Source organism: Micromonospora sonchi (genome assembly GCF_014646235.1).
Classification (GTDB): Bacteria; Actinomycetota; Actinomycetes; order Mycobacteriales; family Micromonosporaceae; genus Micromonospora; species Micromonospora sonchi.
The window spans coordinates 1-1514 of record NZ_BMNB01000078.1 but is presented as its reverse complement, the minus strand read 5'-3'; the positions used below and the strand labels follow the sequence as shown (position 1 = coordinate 1514).

The 1514-nt window shown below is 64.5% G+C and carries 1 protein-coding gene; it reads left to right on the top strand.

Going from position 1 to position 1514, the window contains the following annotated elements; all coding sequences use genetic code 11:
* On the top strand, positions 1–1514 hold a 1514-nt coding region (locus IEY61_RS30810; protein WP_189050852.1), incomplete at both ends, for an acyl-CoA carboxylase subunit beta.

Here is a 1514-nt window from a genome sequence, read left to right as displayed (position 1 = left end):
GCGGGTAAGTTGGCGGACCTGACGCGTCGGGTCGAGGAAGCGGCACACGCCGGGTCGGCCCGCGCGGTGCAGAAGCAGCATGCCAGGGGTAAGAAGACCGCCCGGGAACGGATCGGGATGCTGCTGGACGAGGGATCGTTCGTCGAGTTGGACGAATTCGCCCGACACCGCTCCACCAACTTCGGTCTGGACCGCACCCGCCCGTACGGCGACGGCGTGATCACCGGCTACGGCACCATCGACGGCCGGCAGGTCTGCGTCTTCGCGCAGGACTTCACCGTCTTCGGCGGCTCCCTCGGCGAGGTCTTCGGCGAAAAAATCGTCAAGGTGATGGAACTGGCCATGAAAATCGGCTGCCCGATCATCGGCATCAACGACTCCGGCGGCGCCCGGATCCAGGAAGGCGTAGTCTCCCTCGGCCTCTACGGCGAGATCTTCTTCCGCAACGTCCGCGCCTCCGGCGTCATCCCACAAATCTCACTCATCATGGGACCCTGCGCCGGCGGCGCCGTCTACTCCCCCGCCGTCACCGACTTCACCGTCATGGTCGAACACACCTCACACATGTTCATCACCGGCCCCGACGTCATCAAAACCGTCACCGGCGAAGACGTCGGCATGGAAGAACTCGGCGGCGCCCACACCCACAACACCCGCAGCGGCAACGCCCACTACCTCGCCACCAACGAAAACGACGCCATCGACTACGTCAAAGCCCTACTGTCACACCTACCATCGAACAACCTCGACGAACCACCGGTCTTCACCGCGACCGCCGACCTCGACATCACCGACACCGACCGGGAACTGGACACCCTCATCCCCGACTCGACCAACCAGCCCTACGACATCCGCCACGTCATCGAACACGTCCTCGACGACGCAGAGCTCCTCGAAATCCAACCCCTCTACGCACAAAACATCGTGATCGGCTTCGGCCGCGTCGAAGGACACCCCGTCGGCGTGGTCGCCAACCAACCCATGCACCTCGCCGGCACCCTCGACATCACCGCCAGCGAGAAAGCCGCCCGATTCGTCCGCACCTGCGACGCCTTCAACATCCCCGTACTCACCTTCGTCGACGTCCCCGGCTTCCTCCCCGGCACCGGCCAAGAATGGGACGGCATCATCCGCCGCGGCGCCAAACTCATCTACGCCTACGCCGAAGCCACCGTACCGAAAATCACCACCATCACCCGCAAAGCCTACGGCGGCGCCTACGACGTCATGGGCTCCAAACACCTCGGCGCCGACCTCAACTTCGCCTGGCCCACCGCCCAAATCGCGGTGATGGGGGCCCAAGGCGCGGTGAACATCCTCCACCGACAGGAACTGGCCACCGCCGACGACCCGGCCGCGCTACGCGCCGAAAAGATCGCCGAATACGAAGACACCCTCGCCAACCCCTACATCGCCGCCGAACGCGGCTACATCGACGCCGTCATCCCCCCACACCAAACCCGCACCCAAATCACCCGAGCACTACGCATACTCCGCACCAAACGCGAAACCCT